18 protein-coding genes are annotated in these 19336 nt (G+C 72.0%); 8 read left to right on the forward strand and 10 right to left on the reverse strand.

All coding sequences use genetic code 11. The features are described 5' to 3' along the window. Nucleotides 1-1364 precede the first annotated feature (1364 nt). Nucleotides 1365-1496: a hypothetical protein gene (locus tag AMK22_RS41710; protein ID WP_274535405.1), complete on the forward strand. Its 132-nt coding sequence runs from the start codon at nt 1365-1367 to the stop codon at nt 1494-1496. A 17-nt stretch (nt 1497-1513) separates the two neighbouring features. Next, the gene (locus tag AMK22_RS00565) at nt 1514-2281 is read left to right on the forward strand and encodes a bestrophin-like domain (protein WP_073781199.1); all 768 of its coding nucleotides are present in this window, start codon (nt 1514-1516) and stop codon (nt 2279-2281) included. A gap of 163 nt (nt 2282-2444) precedes the next feature. Here AMK22_RS00565 and AMK22_RS00570 read toward each other — a convergent pair whose 3' ends face one another. Beyond that, nucleotides 2445-3287 carry a polysaccharide deacetylase family protein gene (locus tag AMK22_RS00570; protein ID WP_073781512.1) on the reverse strand — a complete coding sequence of 281 codons (843 nt, stop codon included), beginning with the start codon at nt 3285-3287 and terminating at the stop codon, nt 2445-2447. A gap of 286 nt (nt 3288-3573) precedes the next feature. Between AMK22_RS00570 and AMK22_RS00575 the strand changes: the two genes are divergently transcribed. From AMK22_RS00575 to AMK22_RS00585, 3 genes are all read left to right on the forward strand, one after another. Further along, complete coding sequence (locus tag AMK22_RS00575) at nt 3574-4035, forward strand: universal stress protein (protein ID WP_073781200.1); 462 nt, start codon at nt 3574-3576, stop codon at nt 4033-4035. Nucleotides 4036-4144: 109 nt separating this feature from the next. After that, a complete protein-coding gene (locus AMK22_RS00580) occupies nt 4145-5602 on the forward strand; it encodes an amino acid permease (RefSeq protein ID WP_073781201.1) in 1458 nt (485 codons plus the stop codon). Between the two features lie 276 nt (nt 5603-5878). Continuing rightward, the gene (locus AMK22_RS00585) at nt 5879-6433 is read left to right on the forward strand and encodes a sigma-70 family RNA polymerase sigma factor (protein ID WP_073781513.1); all 555 of its coding nucleotides are present in this window, start codon (nt 5879-5881) and stop codon (nt 6431-6433) included. On the opposite strand, the gene AMK22_RS00590 is transcribed toward AMK22_RS00585, so the two are convergent. Continuing rightward, nucleotides 6382-6579, reverse strand: coding sequence for a zf-HC2 domain-containing protein (locus AMK22_RS00590; protein ID WP_073781202.1), 198 nt, complete (start codon nt 6577-6579; stop codon nt 6382-6384). The two genes, AMK22_RS00585 and AMK22_RS00590, sit on opposite strands and share 52 nt — an antisense overlap. 125 nt (nt 6580-6704) lie before the next feature. On the opposite strand from AMK22_RS00590, the gene AMK22_RS00595 reads away from it, so the two are divergent. Continuing rightward, a complete protein-coding gene (locus AMK22_RS00595) occupies nt 6705-7268 on the forward strand; it encodes a hypothetical protein (protein WP_073781203.1) in 564 nt (187 codons plus the stop codon). A gap of 19 nt (nt 7269-7287) precedes the next feature. Here AMK22_RS00595 and AMK22_RS00600 read toward each other — a convergent pair whose 3' ends face one another. From AMK22_RS00600 to AMK22_RS00635, 7 genes are all read right to left on the reverse strand, one after another. Then, on the reverse strand, nt 7288-8496 hold the full coding sequence (locus tag AMK22_RS00600; protein WP_073781204.1) for a histidine kinase: 1209 nt from the start codon (nt 8494-8496) through the stop codon (nt 7288-7290). Continuing rightward, nucleotides 8493-9974: a sodium/solute symporter gene (locus AMK22_RS00605; RefSeq protein ID WP_073781205.1), complete on the reverse strand. Its 1482-nt coding sequence runs from the start codon at nt 9972-9974 to the stop codon at nt 8493-8495. The genes AMK22_RS00600 and AMK22_RS00605 overlap by 4 nt, the downstream gene beginning before the upstream one ends. Beyond that, nucleotides 9971-10333 carry a hypothetical protein gene (locus tag AMK22_RS00610; protein ID WP_073781206.1) on the reverse strand — a complete coding sequence of 121 codons (363 nt, stop codon included), beginning with the start codon at nt 10331-10333 and terminating at the stop codon, nt 9971-9973. The genes AMK22_RS00605 and AMK22_RS00610 overlap by 4 nt, the downstream gene beginning before the upstream one ends. Before the next feature lie 64 nt (nt 10334-10397). After that, entirely contained in the window at nt 10398-11150 is a 753-nt protein-coding gene (locus AMK22_RS00615; RefSeq protein WP_073781514.1) for a LytR/AlgR family response regulator transcription factor, read from the reverse strand. Nucleotides 11151-11242: 92 nt separating this feature from the next. After that, the gene (locus tag AMK22_RS00620; protein ID WP_143203511.1) at nt 11243-11566 is read right to left on the reverse strand and encodes a zinc finger domain-containing protein; all 324 of its coding nucleotides are present in this window, start codon (nt 11564-11566) and stop codon (nt 11243-11245) included. Nucleotides 11567-11651: 85 nt separating this feature from the next. Beyond that, nucleotides 11652-13040 carry a wax ester/triacylglycerol synthase family O-acyltransferase gene (locus tag AMK22_RS00630; protein ID WP_073781207.1) on the reverse strand — a complete coding sequence of 463 codons (1389 nt, stop codon included), beginning with the start codon at nt 13038-13040 and terminating at the stop codon, nt 11652-11654. Nucleotides 13041-13283: 243 nt separating this feature from the next. Then, nucleotides 13284-15350 carry a SpoIIE family protein phosphatase gene (locus tag AMK22_RS00635; protein ID WP_073781515.1) on the reverse strand — a complete coding sequence of 689 codons (2067 nt, stop codon included), beginning with the start codon at nt 15348-15350 and terminating at the stop codon, nt 13284-13286. Nucleotides 15351-15610: 260 nt separating this feature from the next. Between AMK22_RS00635 and AMK22_RS00640 the strand changes: the two genes are divergently transcribed. Continuing rightward, nucleotides 15611-16978, forward strand: a complete 1368-nt coding sequence (locus tag AMK22_RS00640; protein ID WP_073781208.1) for an FAD-dependent oxidoreductase — start codon at nt 15611-15613, stop codon at nt 16976-16978. Nucleotides 16979-17056: 78 nt separating this feature from the next. On the opposite strand, the gene AMK22_RS00645 is transcribed toward AMK22_RS00640, so the two are convergent. After that, on the reverse strand, nt 17057-18109 hold the full coding sequence (locus AMK22_RS00645) for a chitinase (protein WP_073781209.1): 1053 nt from the start codon (nt 18107-18109) through the stop codon (nt 17057-17059). Nucleotides 18110-18356: 247 nt separating this feature from the next. Here AMK22_RS00645 and AMK22_RS00650 point away from each other — a divergent pair, with 247 nt between their 5' ends. Then, nucleotides 18357-19331 carry a FecCD family ABC transporter permease gene (locus tag AMK22_RS00650; protein WP_242433777.1) on the forward strand — a complete coding sequence of 325 codons (975 nt, stop codon included), beginning with the start codon at nt 18357-18359 and terminating at the stop codon, nt 19329-19331. Nucleotides 19332-19336 lie beyond the last annotated feature (5 nt).

Here is a 19336-nt window from a genome sequence, read left to right on the forward strand (position 1 = left end):
CGATCCGGCCATGTTCATGGTCAGTGTGGACCAGAGGCTACTGATCGACCGCCAAGAGAGCGAGCGGAAACGGAAATTAGCCGTCCGTTATTGGTCACACACCAGTGGCGTGCGCAACCACTCCGTCGCTGCGCGTGACAATCGCGGGCCCCTCCGTCATCGTGAAGTACCCTTGTCCGATGGGGAACCGCCCACCGGAGGCGAGCCCGAAGGGGGTGCGAGCCATCCGCTCCCCGTACACATTCACCGGCGTTTACCGGACCTGGCGCCAACACCTCGTCACATCACCGAAAAAGGTACAGACCTGACGGTCGGGAACAGGTACGGACCATAGTGGCGAACGGTTCCCTCCGTTCCCCGGATCGAATGGGGACGGCAAATCCCTTACCGGCGGAGCCTTTCCCTCTCCCTTTTACCACGAGGGCAACAACCGGCCATCACCGCGGGCACACTCGGCACCGACGTGGCCGCGGACCGCTTCCTTCTCGAACCGGTGGGCGCACCATGCCGCACCCGTCCCGCGGTCACGACTTCGAGTTCCGGTCGGTCGCGGGGCAAATGCCCGGGACGGCTGCCGGGTTCGGACCGAACGGACCTTCGGCTTCGCTCGTGAAACCGGCCCTCGTGCGTGGCCCGGGCCGCCCGGCGGGCCCCACCGTCGAGACACCGGCGCGTTCCCCGCGCGCTCCCCGAAATCCCCTGCCCCGACTTCGCGCGGTCACCATCGCAACGCGGCACGGGCCTCCCGGCCGCATCGCAGCCGAATGGTATCCCAGCCGCTCCGCCGTGAACCCGGTCGGGGACCGCCCGGCGCCCGCACCGGACGCGCGGGGGCGGCGCCAAGTCCCCTTCGTTCCCGCGTTGTTCAGAGAATTCCCCGGCGCCGCAAGCGCTCCGCCGCCATGTCCCACCATCAGGGGAATTCCGGCTCCTTCACCGCGTGCCGCGCGAGCGGCGGGAACATGCTCCCGCTCGTGTACGGATCATTCATAGCCCGGTCGGCTTCCGCCGCGGTGCTCCTCTGGCTGTTGTCCACCCCGGTACCCGCGGGGGCGGACAGCTGCGCGTACGCCACCCTCGGGGAGGACGGCGGGACTTCGGCCGTCGCCGTGGCGGGCGGCGGCCCCTGTCGCACGAGCCCGCCTCCACAACCGCCCCCGAGGCCCGCGCCACCGCGTCCGCCGTCGCCTCCCCCGTCGGCTCCCCCGTCACCGCCGCCGGCCCCCGCGCCGACCCCGGAGCCGGCCGCACCGCCGCGTTCCGCATCACCCCGTCCCGAACCCTCACGACCCGGACCGCAAGCCGTGCCACCTTCCCTGTCGCCCGCGCCCTCCGCACGTCCCGCGCCGGGTACGCCCCGGCCCGTGGCGTACCCGGACTACCGAAGGCCGTCCCGCAAGGTCCCGCGGCACGGCCCCTCCCTGATCACCCTGACCCTGCTGATCACGGCCCCCGCGGTGTTCGCCGTCGCCGTGCTGCGCCCCCGCTCCCGATGACCTCCGGAGAGACATCCATGTCGGAATGGCTCGTTCTCGCTCTCGCCATGGTCGCGGTCAGCGCCGTGGTCCTGACCATCGCCGTGCTCAACAACCGCCGGGTCGCGGCGGACGACGACCCGTCCCAGACCCCCGACGTCATCGAGTACATGGTGATGATGATCGGCGTGGTCTACGCGATCGTGCTGGGCCTCGCGATCGCCGGCGTCTGGGAGGGCCGCAGCGCCGCCCAGGAATACGTGCGCCAGGAGGCCCAGGCGCTGCACGAGGTGAGCGCGCGCTCCTCGGTGTACCCGGCCGAGGTCCGCAAGCGCATCCGCGCCGATGTCGACGCCTATGTCGCCCACGTCGTCCATCACGAGTGGCGGACGATGGCCGAGCACGGTTCCCTCGACGCCGAGGGCACCCGGCTGCTCGACCGGGTGCGCGCCGATGTCACCGACTACCGGCCGGCGAACGACCACGAGGCGGAGTCCTACCAGCCATTGGTCGACCGGGTCGCCGCGGTCGACGACGCGCGCGGCGCACGCGGGCAGAGCGCGGGTGCGACCATGCCCGGCGTGGTCTGGTTCGGCCTCGTCGTCGGCGCGCTGGTGACCGTCGCGCTGATCTTCACGCTGCAGATCCGCAGGACCCCCCGCGAACTGCTGCTGGCCGGCCTCTTCAGCGCCCTGATCGCTTTTCTCCTCTTCCTGATCTGGGACTTCGACACCCCCTTCGGCCGGGGCATCTCGGCCACCGCGGAACCGTTCCTCGACCTGTTCCCCGGCGTGGCGGGCACCTGAGCCGTGTCTTCGAACCGTCATCTGCCGTGCGGTGTCCGCCGCGCACGCTCGCGGTGTTGTCGGAGTAGTCCTCGTACCGGATGCACGAGGACGACTCCGCGTACGTGCGGACCCGGCGGCGCACGGCAGGCGGCAGTCCGACGGCAGTGCTCGGCCCCGACGGTCACCGGCGGCGCGGCACCGTGATCCGGTAGCCGTGGTCGAGCAGTTCCGGCAGGTAGCGGTGCAAGGCCGACACACTCTGCGAACGGTCGCCGCCCGCGTCGTGCGACAGCACCACGGCGCCGGGCGCCGCCCCGTCGCGGACCCTGCGGACGATGGTTCCGGCTCCTGGCTCGGTCCAGTCCAGCGTGTCGACGCTCCAGGCCATCGGCTCCATGCCGAGATCGGCGCCGATCTCGAAGGAGTCCCGGTTCCACGCCCCGTACGGGGCCCGGTACCAGAGCGGCGGGGTGCCGGTGGCCTTCTCGATCACCTCGCTGGTACGGCCGAGTTCGTCGCGCACCCCGGCCCGGGACAGCCGGGTGACCAGGGGATGCGTCCAGGAGTGGTTCCCGACGGTGTGCCCGTCCTCGGCGATCGCCCGTACCAGGTCCCGGTACTCGTCGGCCGTCTCGCCGCAGACGAAGAACATCGCGCGGACATCGTGTTCGCGCAGGGTGGCGAGGATGCGCGGGGTGTAGCGCGGGTCGGGGCCGTCGTCGAAGGTGAGCACCATGGCGCGCCCCAGCTCCGGCAGGTGTTCGAAGGGCCGGGTGCGGACCGGGGGCGCCACCGGACGGAAGCGGGGTGGGGCACCTGCGGCCATGGGTGCCAGCCGGTAGGAGGAGCGCGCCTCCCGCAGGGCCGAGGAAGGACCGGCGGCACCCGCCCGCTCCGGTGCGGGCGGCCGGACCGGCGTGCCGGCCGGATCCGCGGCGATCACGCGCACGGCACCGGCGGTGCCCAGTCCGGCGGTCAGCCGCAGCAATGCCCTGCGCCCCGGAAGCCTCTGATCATTCTTCATGACCAACTGCTCGCACGTCCGCCGCCCCGCACCGATCAGCGACACCGGCCACCGTTCGTTTTGCACCTGATGGGGGGAATGCCTACGACGCGAGCGGACTCCCGGCGGGACGGGACCGCCGTCGGCACCGGTCCCGGTTCCGGCCCCGGCCCCGACCGTCGGCCTCCGCATCGCGTCCGAAGCGCGTCGCATCCGGCCCCGGGACGCGCCCGGGCCCGCGCCACGGCCCGCGCCGTACCCCCGCCCGCTCCCGGCACCGGAGGACGGAGCGGATAGCCTCGCTGCCGTGACAGACCAGCAGCGCCATGGGTTCGAACGTGGCACAGATGGACCGAAAGTGATCGTCTCCGGACTCGACGGGTCTGATTCCTCGATGCGTGCCGCGGCCTACGCGGCGGGGCTCGCCCGTCGGCAGGGAGCCGTGCTCGCCCTCGTCTACGTCCAGCCCGTGTTCCCGGCGGGAGCCGCGCTGGGCGCGCCGGTCGCCGACGCGACCGAGGAGGTCGCGGAGGGTCTGGCCAACGAGATCCGCGAGGCCACCGAACGAATGAAGGACATATGGGACGTGCGGTGGGAGTTCCATACCTTTCGCGGAGATCCCTACAACGGTCTCGTGGCGGCGGCGGACGAGCTGAAGGCGGACGCGGTCGTGGTGGGCGCCTCGGAGTCGGCCGGTCACCGGTTCATCGGTTCGGTGGCGGTCCGGCTGGTGAAGGCGGGCCGTTGGCCCGTCACGGTGGTCCCGTGACCGTCGCGGGCTCCCCGCCCCGGCCCGGCGGCACGCCGTCTTTCGAACGGACGTCGCCTGGGCCATCATGAGCGCCCGTCAGCGACATCCGTCAGCGGAGAGGTGACTCATGGCCGGGCTGCGAGTGGGCGAGGGCGTGCTGCGCCGCAAGCCGATCGAGCAGATCGACGAGAAGGCGCCGACGGGGGACGCCACCACCCGGCTCAGCAGATCGCTCGGTCTGTGGCAGCTCACGGCGATCGGCGTGGGCGGCATCATCGGCGCGGGCATCTTCACGCTCGCCGGTACGGTCGCGAACGGCACCGCCGGGCCCGCGGTGCTGATCTCCTTCCTGATCGCCGGCGTGGCGAGCGCCGCCGCCGCGTTCAGCTACGCGGAGTTCGCGGGCCTGATCCCGCGGGCCGGGTCCGCGTACACCTACGGCTACGCGGTGCTCGGGGAGCTGGTCGGCTGGTTCATCGGCTGGGACCTGCTGCTGGAGTACACGGCGATCGTCTCGGTGGTGGCGATCGGCATCTCCGGCTACTTCGGCTTCCTGCTCGGTGAGACGGGGCTGAAGCTGCCGACGTGGATGCTGGGCGCACCCGGCACCGGGGACGGTCACCGGGTGGACCTGTTCGCCGCACTGCTCTGTCTGCTCGTGGCGTACCTCCTGACCCTCGGCATCAAGAACGCGGCCCGCTTCGAGACCGTCGTGGTCGCGCTGAAGGTCCTCGTCGTCCTGCTCGTCATCGGCGTCGGCGTGTTCCACGTCAGCGTGGCCAACTACCACCCGTTCTTCCCGTTCGGGGTGAGCGGTGTCTTCACCGGGGCGGCCACGGTCTTCTTCGCGGTGTTCGGCTACGACGCCATGTCGACCGCCGCCGAGGAGTCCAAGGACGCCCAGCGGCACATGCCGAAGGCGATCCTGTACTCGCTGGCCATCTCGATGGTGCTGTACGTGGCGGCGTGCCTGGTGCTGACGGGCATGCAGAACTACAAGGACATCGACCCCGAGTCGGGCTTCTCCTCCGCGTTCAAGTCGGTGGGGCTCAGCAGTCTCGCCGATGTGATCGCGGTGGGCGCGATCATCGGCATCCTCACGGTGATGTTCACCTTCATGCTCGGGGTGACGCGGGTGTGGTTCTCGATGAGCCGTGACGGGCTGCTGCCGAAGTGGTTCGCCAAGACCCACCCGACCCGGCACGTGCCGACCCGGGTGACCTGGATCGTCGGCGGGGCGTCGGCCGTGATCGCCGGGTTCCTGCCGATCGGCGAGGCCGCCGAGCTGACGAACATCGGCATCCTGCTGGCGTTCGTCGTGGTGTGCGTCGCGGTGATCGTGCTGCGGTACAGGCGTCCCGAACTGCCGCGCACGTTCCGCACCCCCGGCATGCCGTTCGTCCCGGCCCTCGGCGTGGTGTTCTCCCTCTGGCTGATCACGTTCCTGCAGTGGCAGACCTGGGTGCGGTTCCTCGTCTGGTTCCTGGTGGGTCTGGTGATCTACTTCGGCTACTCGTACCGGAAGTCGGAGATGGCGAGGACTCCGGGAGCGGGCACGGGCCGGCCGGACCGGGAGCGCCCGTAGGCGAACACACCTCGGACGGCCGGGCCGGGGGGCGTCCGTACGGGAACACCCCCGGACCACCGGATCGACCGGACATCCGTTCGAATTCGGATGGCGGGCCGCCGACCGTCCGTCGCCCGCCCGCCGTCCGCCGGACCGTTCACCGCACCATTCGCCGCACTGTGCGACCGCTCGTCGCACGACACCGCCCGTCGCCTGTTCCCGGGCGCCCCGATGCGTTCGGATACGCCCGTCGACAACGAAACGGCAGGGCCGGCGCGGGGAAGGGCGTTCACGATGACCACCATGACGACGGACGAGCGGGCCCTCGTGGATCTCCAGCGGGAGCACGGCCCCGCCCTGTTCCGCTTCCTGCTCGGGCTGACCTTCGGCGACCGGCAGCGGGCGGAGGACCTGCTCCAGGAGACGCTGGTGCGGGCCTGGCAGCATCCGGAGGCCTTCGACGCCCCCTACGCGTCGATGCGGCCCTGGCTGTTCACCGTCGCCCGGCGCCTCGCGATCGACGCGCGGCGGTCCAGGCAGGCCCGGCCCGCCGAGGTCAGCGACGTAGTGCTGGAGGCCACCGCGGGCGAGCACGACACCGCCGAAGCCACGGTCGCGGCGCTGGACGTGCGCGAGGCGGTGCGCGCGCTCAGCCCGGAGCACCGCGCGGTCCTCGTCCAGATGTACTTCCGCGGGCTGAGCGTCGACGAGACCGCGGAGGTCCTCGGCATCCCGGCGGGCACGGTCAAGTCGCGGTCCTACTACGCGCTGCGCCGGCTCTCCCGCAGCCTGCCGGGCTACTCCGGCAGATCGTCCTCGGTCAGCAGCGCGAGCAGCGAGGCGGCCTGAGCGATCTCCACGTAGTCGGCGGCGCAGGCGTCGCAGGTCCGCAGGTGGCGGGTGACCGTGTCCGTCTCGTCGACGGCGAGCGCGTCGAGGACGTAGGCACCGAGCAGTCGCCGCACGTGCGGGCTCTCGCGGGGATCTGCGGTCATCGCGTCCTCGGATCGTGGGCGGGTCCGTTCGTGACGGATCCTGTGCTTCTGGCCACGCGGGCCGCGCCGCCCCGGTTCAATGCTCCGTGAAGCCCGTTGCCGAGAACGGAAAGAGGCGAGACGGGATGCGCCCGGAACGTCAGGACGGAACCGGCGACGGAACCGGCGGGGGCGGGCTGCTGGTCCCGATGGCTTGGCTGTGCGCCGAATACGTCGCGGACGAACTGCTGCGGACCGGCGATCTGATGGAGCCCGGCATGCTGGAGTACCGGGCGGGCCACGACGCGCTCGCGCTCACCGTCTTCCTCTCCGGCATCCGCGGCCCCGGCCATGGCCTCCGTCCTCCCGACGACAGGGCGGCCGGGGTGCTGCCCACGGCGCGGATGGACGAACTGCGGCTGCTGACGGCGTACGGCACGGCCTGGCGCGACTGGGTCCGGGAACGGCTCGACGCGCGGGAGGCGGCGTCGGGGCCGGTGGGCGGCACGGACCCGGACGTGGCGCTGGCCCGCGCGGCCTGGCGGTGGCTGGAGGAGACCGAACTGCTCGCCGCCGACCTCGACGCGATCGGCCCGCCGCTCCCGGATCCGGCCGACGGCACGGGGGAGAGCGAGGAGAGGGCCCGGGTGTGGATCCCGGCCTGGCAGCTGGGCCTGCCGCTGGGGCATCTGGCGATCCATCTCCACTGACCGACCCCCCGCCCGGTGATCAGGAACCGTGCACCCCCGCGCGGTACTTCGGCAGCCGTGCCGTGATCTTCATTCCGGCGCCGACGCCCGTCTCGATGACGAGCCCGTAGTCGTCGCCGTACACCTGGCGCAGCCGTTCGTCGACGTTCGGCAGACCGACACCCGTGGACCTGCCGCCCTCACCGCGCAGGATGCGGCGCAGGCGCTCCGGGTCCATTCCGGCGCCGTCGTCCTCGATGACGACCTCGGCCTCGGATCCGGCGTCGAGCGCGCGGATGGTGATGTGGGTCGGGGTCTCCTCTCCGCCCCGGTCGGCGGCTCCTTCGAGGCCGTGCTTGACGGCGTTCTCGACCAGGGGCTGGAGACAGAGGAACGGCAGCGCGACCGGTAGCACCTCGGGGGCGACCTGGAGGGTGACCGAGAGCCGTTCGCCGAACCGGGCCCGGACGAGCGCGAGGTACTGGTCGATGGAGTGCAGTTCGTCGGCGAGGGTGGTGAAGTCGCCGTTGCTGCGGAACGAGTAGCGGGTGAAGTCGGCGAACTCCAGGAGGAGTTCGCGGGCCTTCTCGGGATCGGTGCGGACGAACGAGGCGATGGCGGCCAGGGAGTTGAAGATGAAGTGCGGGGAGATCTGGGCCCGCAGTGCCCTGATCTCGGCCTCGATGAGACGCGTGCGGGAGCGGTCCAGTTCGGCGAGTTCGAGCTGGACACAGACCCAGCGGGCCACTTCCCCCGCGGCCCTCGCCAGGACGGCGGACTCGCGCGGGGCGTAGGCGACCAGGGTGCCGAGGACCCGGTGGTCGACGGTGAGGGGGACGGCGACGGCCCAGCGCAGGGGGCAGTCGAGATCGTCGCACTGGCTCGGGAAGGCGGTGCCGCGTCCGCTGTCGAGCAGGCCCCGCACCCGCTCCATGACGTGCCGGCCGTGGTGCTCGCCCGCACCGTCCCAGACGAGGACGCGGTCGCGGTCGGTGAGGCAGAGCGCGTCGGTGCCGAGCAGGGAACGGAGCCTGCGGGCCGCCTTGCGGGCGCTCTCCTCGGTGAGCCCGGCGCGCAGCGGGGGCGCGGCGAGGGAGGCGGTGTGAAGGGTCTCGAAGGTGGCGTGCTCGACGGGGGTTCCGACGTCGCTGGGACGGACGGTGCGGGCCCCGCGGCGGCCGAGCAGGAATCCGGCGGTGGGCAGCACAAGGGCCAGCACGACGAGCACGGCGTATCCGGCCCCGGTCATCGGTGTCTCCCCGAGGTCAGTGACTCCGGCAGGTGGAAGCGGGTCATGGCGGCGTTCGTGCCGGGCGGTATCCGGCCGGGCGTGGCCAGGGACACCAGGACCATCGCGAGGAATCCGACCGGTACCGACCAGACGGCGGGCCAGGCGAGCAGGGCGTGCGTCCAGCCGGGCGGGCGCACCGCGCCGCTGACGGTGATGGCGACGGCCAGGAAGGCGGAGCCGCCGCCGAGCAGCAGTCCGGCGATCGCGCCGGGCGGAGTGAGCCGCCGCCACCAGATGCCGAGGACGAGCAGCGGGCAGAAGGAGGAGGCGGAGACGGCGAACGCCATGGCCACCGAGTCGGCCACCGGCACCCGGCTGACCAGCAGTGAACCGGCCAGCGGCACGGACATGGCGAGCACGGTGGCCAGCCGGAAGTGCCGTACGCCCCGGGTGGGGAGCACGTCCTGGGTGATGACTCCGGCGACGGCCATGGTGAGGCCGGACGCGGTCGACAGGAACGCGGCGAAGGCGCCGCCCGCGATGAGCGCTCCGAGCAGATCCCCGCCGACCCCGCCGATGAGCCGTCCGGGCAGCAGCAGCACAGCGGCGTCCGCGTCCGAGCCGCGGACGAGGTCGGGGGCGTAGAGCCTGCCCAGTGCCCCGTAGACCGGTGGCAGGAGGTAGAAGACGCCGATGAGCGCGAGAACGGCGACGGTCGTGCGGCGGGCGTCCCGCCCGTTGGGGCTGGTGTAGAAGCGGACGACGACGTGGGGCAGGCCCATGGTGCCGAGGAACGTGGCGAGGATCAGCCCGTAGGTGGCGTACAGCGGGTGGTCGGCGCGGAAGACCGGGAGCTGGTCGTCGAAGGAGACGCGGGGCCTGCCGTCGCCCTGCCAGGCGAGGACCAGGAAGATCGCGGGGACGAGGAGCGCGGTCAGCTTGAGCCAGTACTGGAACGCCTGGACGAAGGTGATGGAGCGCATGCCGCCCGCGGCGACGGCGACGACGACGACCGCCGCCACGAGGACATCGCCGAGCCGGCCGGGCGCCCCGGTGAGGATCTTCAGGGTGAGCCCGGCGCCCTGGAGCTGCGGCACCAGGTACAGCCAGCCCGCGGCCACGACGAAGACGCTCACCAGCCGGCGCACCTGCCGCGACTCCAGCCGCCCTTCGGCGAAGTCGGGCAGGGTGTAGGCCCCGGAGCGGCGCAGGGGCGCGGCGACGAAGACGAGCAGGACCAGATAGCCAGCGGTGTATCCGACCGGGTACCAGAGCATGTCGGGCCCGTGCACGAGCACCAGGCCGGCGATGCCCAGGAAGGAGGCGGCGGAGAGGTATTCGCCGCTGATCGCGGCGGCGTTGAGGCGGGGCCGTACGGTGCGCGAGGCGACGTAGAAGTCGGAGGTGGTGCGGGAGATGCGCAGCCCGAAGCCGCCGACGAGGACGGTCGCGGCGACGACGACGGCGACGGCCGTCACCGCGTACGTACGGCTCACTGCGCGGGGCGGCCTTCCACGAGCCGGGCGAAGTCGCGTTCGTTGCGCTCGGCCCGCCGTACGTACCACCAGGCGGCCAGGGTGAGCGGCGGGTAGGCGGCGAAGCCGAGCACGGCCCAGACCGGGGCGTCGCCGCGCAGGGCCTCGAAGACCAGGGGCAGGGTGCCGACGACGACGGCGAGGACCACGAACACGGTGAGCCCGGCCCTGAGCTGACTGCGTATCAGGGACCGGACGTACGCGCCGCCCAGTGCGGTCTGTTCGTCAATCTCCGACTGGGTGCGGTAGCGCGGCAGCGGGCGCACCCGTCGGGGCTCCCCCGTCACCACTTCGCGCCGGGGTGTTGGCTCTGCGGACATGGGCCCGGAGTGTACGCAGCGCGGGACGGCCCTGGGAAGGGGATGACGTCCGGGTAGCCGCTGGTCAGCGGCCGGTCCGGCGCATCAGCAGATCGCGCAGCGCACGGCTGTGGCGGCGGCTCACGGCGAGTTCCGCGGTGCCGATGCGCACACTCATGCTGCCCGCGTCCAGCCGGAGTTCGTCGATCCGGCCCAGCGCCACGAGGTGGCGGCGGTGGATGCGCACGAAACCGCGGGAGCGCCAGCGTTCCTCCAGGGTGGTGAGGGGGACGCGGACGAGGTGGCTGCCGGTGGCGGTGTGCAGCCGGGCGTAGTCGCCCTGGGCCTCGGCATAGGCGATGTCGTCGATCGGCACGAACCGGATCACCCCGCCGAGTTCCACGGGTATCTGGTCGCCCGCGGTGTCGAGCACGGGTGCGGAGCGGTCGCCCACCTGCTCGGCGACGCGGCGGACCGCCTCGGCGAGGCGTTCGCGCCGGACGGGCTTGAGGACGTAGTCGACGGCCTTGAGGTCGAACGCCTGGACGGCAAAGCCCTCGTGGGCGGTGACGAAGACGATGAGCGGGGGCGCGGCGAACCCGGCCAGCAGCTGGGCGACGTCGAGACCGGTGAGTCCGGCCATGTGGATGTCGAGGAAGACGACGTCGATGGCGGCGGGGTCGTCGGGGCCGGCGTCGACGGCGGCCCCGATGCGGCGCAGCGCCTCGGTGGCGCCCGACGCGCCCTCGGCGCTGCGGACGCGGGTATCGGCACGCAGGAGGTAGAGGAGTTCCTCCAGTGCGGGTTCTTCGTCGTCGACGGCGAGTACGCGCAGCATGGGCGGAGTGTAGAACGTGTCCGGGACCACGGGCCGGGCCTCTGCCGCCGACGGCCCTTCCGGCGGGCTGTCGGCCGCCGGGGCGAAGCGGGCTACTTGAGGAGCCGGGAGAGTCTGCGGTCGGCCAATGGCCGACCGCCGGTCTGGCAGGTCGGGCAGTACTGGAGCGAGGAATCGCTGAACGACACCTCGCGGATGATGTCTCCGCAGACGGGGCACGCCTCGCCGGTGCGTCCGTGGACGCGCATCCCGATCTTCTTCTCGGCCGTGAGTTCTCCGGCCGCCGGCCCGCCGGAGCGTGCGACCGCGTCGCGGAGCGTGTCGTGCAGCACGGTGTGGAGCCGGGTGATCTCCCTGCCGACCAGGCGGTCGTCGAGGAAGATCCGAAGCGCTTCGACCTCTGGCAGTTCGGGCATGGTTCCAGGGTGCCGGAAGCGCGGCCCGTACGCCCGTCAGGGGCCATGCGCCCACCCGAGGCCGCGCGCCTGTCCGGACCACCGGTCAGGGCACCGGCAGCAGGGCGAGCAGTTCCGCCACCTCCTCGTCGGCGCAGTGCGCGAGCCGGTCCAGATCGGGCAGCGCCTTGCCGTCGGCCACCAGCCCGACGTGCACCCGGCCCCCGTACGTGGACAGCGCGACGGCGAGGGCCTGGCCGCGGGCCAGCGGCGCCATCGGGTAGACGGCGCGCAGCGGGCAGCCGCCGAGCGAGAGGGCCGAGCGCGGCAGCGGCACGCTGGTGACCAGCAGGTCGAAGAGCATCCGGGCCGCGCTGCCCGCGATCGGTGCGCCGAAGCGGTGGGCCAGCGAGGGCAGTTGGTCGGCGAGCACGGCGACGGCGCCGGCCCCGCGCAGCGGCCCGGCGGCCTTGTTGCGGTCCATGGCCGTGCGCACACGGTGCAGTCGTAGCCGGGGGTCGGGTTCACCGACGGGGAGGGCGAGCAGGTAGGCGGAGAGCCTGTTCCCGGTCGCGGCGGGCTGACCGGGTCTGCGCCGGGAGACGGGCACCAGGGCGCGGGGGTCGTCGACGGGCGGTGTCTCGCCCCGTTCCCGCATCCAGCGGCGCAGTGCCCCGGCGACCACCGCGAGCAGGACGTCGTTGACCGTGCCCCCGGCGGCCCGGCGGATCCGCCGGACGGCTGCGAGGTCCAGGTCCGCGGTGGCCAGCCGCCGGGTTCCGCTGGATCGCGCGGTGAGCGCGGGCGCGCCCCGAAGGTCCAGTCGGCTGGCCCGCACCACGGAGGCACCGACGCCGAACGCCCGGCCGAGATCCTCGATCCGGCCCAGGGCCAGGCCGGCCACCTGGCGCGGGCCCGGCATCCAGGAACGGGGCGGCACCGCGCGCGCCCGGGCGGACGGCGGGACGCCCTGGGCGCGTCCGGCGAGGGGGGCGATCTCGTCGAAGATCCCGGCGCCGATGGCGACCGCGCGCATTCCGTCGGCGAGCGCGTGATGGAGCTTGACGAGGACGGCGAACGGGCCGCCGTCCGCTCCGCCGATCACGTACATCCGCCACGGCGGACGGCCCCGCTCAAGCGGCCGTTCCATCAGCTCGCCGGCGAGCCGGGTGGCGCCCGTCATGAACCCGGCGTCCCCGCCCAGCGCCTCCTGCCCGGTCAGCCGCACCCGCTCGATGTGTCGGCTCACGTCGAAGTCCTTGTCGGCGAACCACGCCGCGCCGCCGACCGGCAGCAGTACGTCCCTGACCCGCATCCGCAGCCGGGGGATCGCGGCGGCGCGGGTCTGCAGCAGCTCCAGGACGGCCTCGGCGCCGCCGCGCGCCGTGCCGGGCGCCGGTGAGAAGACGGCGAGCGCGCCCAGGTGCATGGGGTGGGCGTCGGACTCCAGGTGCCAGAAGGCCAGATCGAGAGGTGCCAGCAGCTCAGTACCCACCGCGTCCCCAGGTCGTCGAAGTCGAAGGAAAGGAGGTGAAAGGAGTGGAGGAGATGAAAGGAGTGGAAGAGGCGAAGAAGATCGAGAAGGGCGAGGAACGGACGAACGCCGCCCGACGGGCGGAACGGAACGGCGCGAGCCATCGGACGGAGACCGACCAGACCGGTCGGTCGCCTCCGATCACTCACGATCACTCAATAGCCCATCGCGCTCAGTTACTGTCGGGTAGCGCCTGATCGGCGGTCAGTCACGCCCCGGAATCACGAATTCGCACCACACGCTCTTTCCGGTGCCGCGCGACTCCACGCCCCAGAGGTCGGTGAGCCGGTCCACGAGCATCAGCCCCCGGCCGGAGACCCCGGTCTCCCCCGCGTCGCGGCGGCGGGGCAGCGCGCTGGACCGGTCCTCGACGTCGATCCGCAGGCGCCGCTCGGGGCCGGTGAGCACCCGGATCGTCACGATGGCCCCGCCGTCCGTGTGTATCAGGGCATTGGTCATCAGCTCGTCGGCGGCCAGCTCGACCTCGTCGGCCCGCACCCGGGCCCCCCAGGCCCGCACGGCGGCGCGGATCATGTGCCGGGCAGCGCTCAGCGCCTCCGGATCGCCCTGGGCGACGTGCTGCTGGAGCCGGCCGCCCGGCTGGGGTGCGTGGGCGGCCTTGCGGCCCAGCAGCAGCACCGCCACGTCGTCCTCGCCGCCCCGGTCGTCGACCTCCTCGCAGAGCCGGTCGGCCAGCTTCTGCAGGTCGCGCGGACCGTCGCGCACCATGGACGTCAGCAGCTGCATGCCCTCGTCGAGGTCGGCGCCGGGCAGTTCCACCAGCCCGTCGGTGAAGAGCACCAATGTCTGCCCCGGGTCCAGCTCCACCGTGCCGACCGGATATTCGAGCCGCCCGAACTCCGCGGAGAGCCCCAGCGGCAGCCCGCCCTCCGCGGGCAGTCTGCGGCAGTCGCCGTCGGTGTCGCGCACGAGTGGATCGACGTGCCCGGCCCGGACCAGCTGCACCACCCCGGTGGTCAGGTCCACCTCGGCGTAGGTGCACGTCGCGAAGCGGTCCGTGTCGAGTTCGTGGAGAAAGACCGAGGCGCGGGCCATGACCGTGGCCGGGCTGTGTCCCTCGGCGGCGTACGCCCGCAGCACGATGCGCAGCTGTCCCATGACGGCCGCGGCGTGCGTGTCGTGTCCCTGGACGTCCCCGATGACGGCGCCGACCCGGCCGCCGGGCAGCGGGATGACGTCGTACCAGTCGCCCCCGATGTCCCGGCCCAGCCGGGCCGATCGGTAGCGCACGGCGACCTGTGCCCCGGGCACCTCCGGGATCCGGCGCGGCAGCATGGCCTGCTGGAGCCCCTCGGCCAGATCGTGCTCCTGCTCGTAGAGCATGGCCCGCTGGAGACTCTGGGCGATGGAGCTGCCGAGCGCGACCAGCAGATTGCGCTCGTCGGCGGTGAAGCCGTCCTTCTCGCTGTAGAGCAGCCCGAGGGCACCGATGGGCCGGGCCTGCGCGATCAGCGGCAGATAGGCGGCGGACGTGATGCCGAGGTGGCTGATGTGGGGCCAGAGGATCGGGTACGACTCGGCGAAGTCCGTCGCGGACTCGATGAAGCGGGGCGCGAGCGTGCTCACCACCTCGCTCATCGGGTACGGCTCGTCCGTGCGGGTGTACCGGGTGCCGGGGACGAACGAGCCCTCCGGGCCGTCCGCGACCAGGTGGATGCGCCCGGCCTCGATCAGCCCCACGACCAGGCTGGTCGCGCCGAGGTGCGCCAGCCCCTGCGAGTTCTTCAGGACCTCGATCACGTCACGGACCGTGCGGGCGTGGGCGAGCGCGGCCGTGGCCCCGTCCACCAGGCTGGTGCGTCGTCGGCGCTCCTGGTCGAGTTCGTGGCGGGCGGTGGAGTCGGCCAGTTCCTGGGTCGCGTCACGGACGATGCCGATGATGCGCCGGGGGCGGCCCGACTCGTCGCGCCGGATGCAGCCCTGGGTGTGGGTCCAGCGCAGGGTCCCGTCACGCCGCTGCAACCGGAAGTAGGCGCCGTAATTGCTCCGCCCGCTCTTGAGTGCCTGCGCGACCAAGGCGTCCAGGCGCACGCCCTCGTCCGGCGGCACCCGGGCCGCGAGCGACTCCGGCCGATCGTCGTATTCCTCGGCCCGCAGATCGAACACGTCGAGTGCGGGCCGGTCCATGTGCATGAGGCCACTGTCGAGGTCCCAGTCGAAGCCGCCCATTCGGTTCAGGGCGAGACTGAGATCCGGGTGGGCGGGCCAGTCGTCCGGGAGTGACAGGGCACCCGCTACCCGATCATCCATGACCGTCACTCTGCCATCATTTGTCCGATTGTTCGAGCGAACGCCGGTGCCGCCGGGCGAGTCCGGAGTGCGCCGCCCGGACCCCGACGCATCCCCTCCCCCGGGCCACGGACACCCCCACGTCCCCCCGCGCGCAGCACGGCCCGGCGCGAGGCCGCAGGTCAGAAGCGGTTACCGTGTTCTGTGGAGCACGGTAAGTCCAGCCTTACCTGCGCCTGCGCCGCACTGCCCGCGTCACCCGTTCTAAGGACCTGCACTCCATGACCCGCCCCGTCCGCGTCGCCATAGTCGGAGCCGGCCCCGCCGGAATCTACGCGGCGGACGCGCTGCTGAAATCCGACGCCGCACAGGACCCGGGGGTGTCGATCGACCTGTTCGAGCGGATGCCCGCCCCCTTCGGCCTGATCCGCTACGGGGTGGCCCCCGACCACCCGCGGATCAAGGGCATCGTGCAGGCGCTGCACCAGGTGCTCGACAAACCGCAGCTGCGTCTGTTCGGCAACGTCGACTACCCCTCCGACATCGGCCTGGACGACCTGCGGGCGTTCTACGACGCGGTGATCTTCTCCACCGGCGCCGACCGGGACCGCGCGCTCGACATCCCGGGCAGCACCCTGGAGGGCTCCCACGGCGCGGCCGACTTCGTCTCCTGGTACGACGGGCACCCCGACGTGCCGCGCACCTGGCCCCTGGAGGCGGAGAAGGTCGCCGTGCTCGGGGTCGGCAACGTGGCCCTGGACGTGGCACGCGTCCTCGCCAAGACGGCGGACGAACTGCTGCCGACCGAGATACCCGCGAACGTCCACGACGGGCTCCGGGCCAACAAGGCCCTGGAAGTGCACGTCTTCGGCCGACGCGGCCCGGCACAGGCCAAGTTCAGCCCGATGGAGCTGCGGGAGCTGGACCACTCGCCGAACATCGAGGTCGTCGTCGCCCCCGAGGACATCGAGTACGACCAGGGGTCGATCGAGACCCGGCGCGCCAACAAGCAGGCCAACATGGTCGCCTCCACGCTGGAGAACTGGGCCATCCGCGACGTGGGCGACCGCCCGCACAAGATCTTCCTGCACTTCTTCGAGTCCCCGGCGGAGATCCTCGGCGAGGACGGCCGCGTCGTCGGTCTGCGCACCGAGCGGACCGAGCTGGACGGCACGGGGAACGTCAGGGGTACCGGCCGCTTCACCGACTGGGACGTGCAGAGCGTCTACCGTGCGGTCGGCTACTACTCGCGCGAGCTCCCCAAGCTCCCGTTCGACGTGGCCTCCGGCACCGTCCCGCACGTCGCGGGCCGCGTCGTCGAGGGCGAGGAGCCGATGGCCTCGGTGTACGTCACGGGCTGGATCAAGCGCGGCCCGGTCGGCCTCATCGGCCACACCAAGGGTGACGCCAACGAGACGGTCGCCCGCCTGTTGGAGGACCACGCGTCCGGCCGGCTGCCGGCCCCGGCGAGCCCCGACCCGGCGGCCGTCACCGCCTTCCTGGAGGAACGCGGCGTCCGCTGGACCACCCGTGAGGGCTGGCACCGCCTGGACGCGCACGAGCAGGCGCTGGGCGCGGCGCAGGGGCGCGAGCGGATCAAGGTGGTGGAGCGGGAGGCCATGCTGGACGCCTCCGAGCCCCGACCCTGACCGTACGGGGCGGCTGCGCACGGCACGTCGACGGGCGGCTCCGTCCGTCTCGGCGGAGCCGCCCGGCTCATGGAGCGCTCAACGGCCCTGGAGCGCCTTGACGTTGTCGCCGAAGGTCCAGTTCCTGGAGCCGTCCCAGTTGAGCGACCAGGTCATCAGGCCCTTCAGCCCGTTGCCGTAGTGGTTCCACACCTGCCCGACCTGACTCGGCGTCATGTGCCCACCACCGGAACCCGGTTGGGCCGGCAGTCCCGGAACCTGTTTGTCGTAGGGCACCTTGATGGTGGTGCCCTGGACGACCAGCCCCTTGTCCAGGCAGTCCGTCTGGGCGGTGAACCCCTGGACCGTGCCCGCCGCGTACGAGTCGCCCGAGCACCCGTACATGCTGCCGTTGTAGTACTGCATGTTCAGCCACCACAGACGGCCGTTGTCCGCGTACTTCTTGATGATCGGCAGGTACGCGCCCCAGATCGATCCGTAGACGACACTCCCGCCGGTGACGTAGGCGGTCTCCGGGGCCATGGTGAGGCCGAAGTTCGGGGGCATCCGGTCGAGCACGCCGTCGATGATGCGGATGAGGTTGGCCTGCGAGGCGGACAGCTGGTTGATGTTGCCGCTGCCGGCCAGACCGGTCTCGATGTCGATGTCGATGCCGTCGAAGTTGTACTTCTTGAGGATTGGCACGACCGTGTCGACGAACCGGTCGGCGACCGCGCTGGAGCTGAGGTCGATGCCGGCGGTCGCGCCGCCGATGGACATCAGGGTGGTGAGTCCCGAGGCCTTCGCCTGGCACATCTCGGCCGGGGTCGGGACTTTGACCGTCGCGTCCATGCCGTCCTCCCACAGCACGGTGCCGTCCGAGCGGATGACGGGGAAGGCCGCGTTGATCACGTTGTAGCCGTGCGCCGTGATGCGGCTGTCGGTGATCGGGATCCAGCCGAGGGGCGGGTGCACACCGTTGGCCGCGCCGTCCCAGTTCTCCCAGTACCCCTGGAGCACCTTGCCCGCGGGCTTCGACTTGACCGCGCAGGTGTCCTCCTGCGCGGCGGCGGGCGTCGCCCCGACCACCATCTGCACGACGCCTGCCACCGCGAGGCCGAGCCCCAGCAGGCGCGATGTCCGACCGCTCATTTCCATTCCCTTCCGGACGAATCGAACGATTAATGTCATGACCCTGACAATCGCCCGACAAGCATCGACCGTGAGCTCCACGCGCCACGGTGCGCTCACCGTAGATTGGTCCAGACCTTCCGTCAAGAGGTCTGGACCAGGGGCGGTCACCGACATTCGACATCCACGAACGGGGTCGGTTGCGGCCGAAAAATTCGTTAGCTTAGGCTTCCCTAAGTGTTCGCGCCTGGTCGCCGCCGCCCGGCAGGTGACCTCCGTCGCCGTCGCGCTCGCCGTGCTCCTGCTCGCCGTGTTCGCGAGCCTCGTGTTCGGCAGCCGGACCACCTCGTTCGACGAGGTGCTGCACGTCCTGTCCGGCACCGCCGGCCCGGACGTCACCGCCGTCGTCGAAAGCCGTTGGCCGAGGACCGCACTCGGCGTGCTCACCGGTCTCTGCCTGGCCGTCGCCGGCACGCTCATGCAGGGCGTGACCCGCAATCCGCTGGCCGAACCCGGTCTTCTCGGGATCAACGCGGGCGCCTCCGCGAGCATCGTGACCGCGACGGCCTTCCTCGGCGCCTCGGGAATCGCGGACACCATGTGGTGGGCGCTGCCCGGCGCGCTGCTCGCGGGCCTGCTGGTCCACGCCATCGGCTCGATGGGCCCGGGCGGCGGACCGGTGCGCCTCGTTCTCGCCGGCGCGGTGCTCTCCGCCGTGCTGATGGCCTACATCCAGGCGATCACGCTGAGCCGGCCGCAGGTCTTCGACAGCTACCGGTACTGGGTCGTCGGGGCGCTCGGCGGCCGGGACTTCGACGTCCTCTGGTCGGTGATGCCGTTCACCGCGGCCGGTCTGCTGCTCGCGGCCCTGGCGGGTCCCGCCCTCAACACGCTCGCGCTCGGTGACTCGACGGCGGCGTCCCTGGGGGCGAACCCGGCCCTGGTGCGGGCGGGCGGGCTGCTGTCGGCGACACTGCTGAGCGCGGCGGCGACGGCGGCGGTCGGCCCGATCGCCTTCGTCGGACTGGCCGTCCCCCATGTGGTGCGGGCCGTCGTCGGTGTCGACTTCCGTGTCCGGATCGTCCTCTCGGCCCTGGCCGGTCCCGCGCTGCTGCTTCTCGCGGACGTCGTGGGCCGGGTGGTGATGCGCCCGCAGGAGCTGATGGTCGGTGTCGTGACGGCGTTCCTCGGGGCGCCCGCGCTGCTCGTCGCCGTGCGCAGGATGAGGGGCGGCGCGGGATGAGCGGA

It is taken from the genome of Streptomyces sp. CB01580 (assembly GCF_001905795.1).
Classification (GTDB): Bacteria; Actinomycetota; Actinomycetes; order Streptomycetales; family Streptomycetaceae; genus Streptomyces.